This window comes from Bradyrhizobium campsiandrae (assembly GCF_014529705.1).
In the GTDB taxonomy this organism is placed as follows: domain Bacteria; phylum Pseudomonadota; class Alphaproteobacteria; order Rhizobiales; family Xanthobacteraceae; genus Bradyrhizobium; species Bradyrhizobium campsiandrae.
Genome location: NZ_JAANIH010000323.1, coordinates 1 through 255, shown reverse-complemented (window position 1 = coordinate 255; position 255 = coordinate 1). Strand labels below are relative to the sequence as shown.

At 73.3% G+C, this 255-nt stretch carries 1 pseudogene; it reads right to left on the bottom strand.

Features of this window, described 5'->3' with window-relative positions:
* Nucleotides 1-255: pseudogene (locus G8O24_RS43285) on the bottom strand (DUF1522 domain-containing protein); the annotation flags it as partial.

Below are 255 nucleotides of genomic sequence, written 5' to 3'. Positions count from 1 at the left end.
TGTCGCCGTCAGTCGGCTGGGCGCTGCCGACCAGGCCGCTTGCGGCGGTGCCGTTGGCAGCGATCAGCGTGATGGTGCTGCTCAGGGCCGTGGAGCCGTCGCCGGCCGTTGCCGTCGAACCGGTCAGGGAGCCGAGGGTGGCGCCGAGGGTCGAGGTGCCGGTCGCCGCGGTGGTGCCGCCGGCGGTGCCGTTATAGATGACGTTGCTGCTGGCGGGGGCGCTGGCAAAAGAGGTCGTGCCGCGCAGGTCGGCCG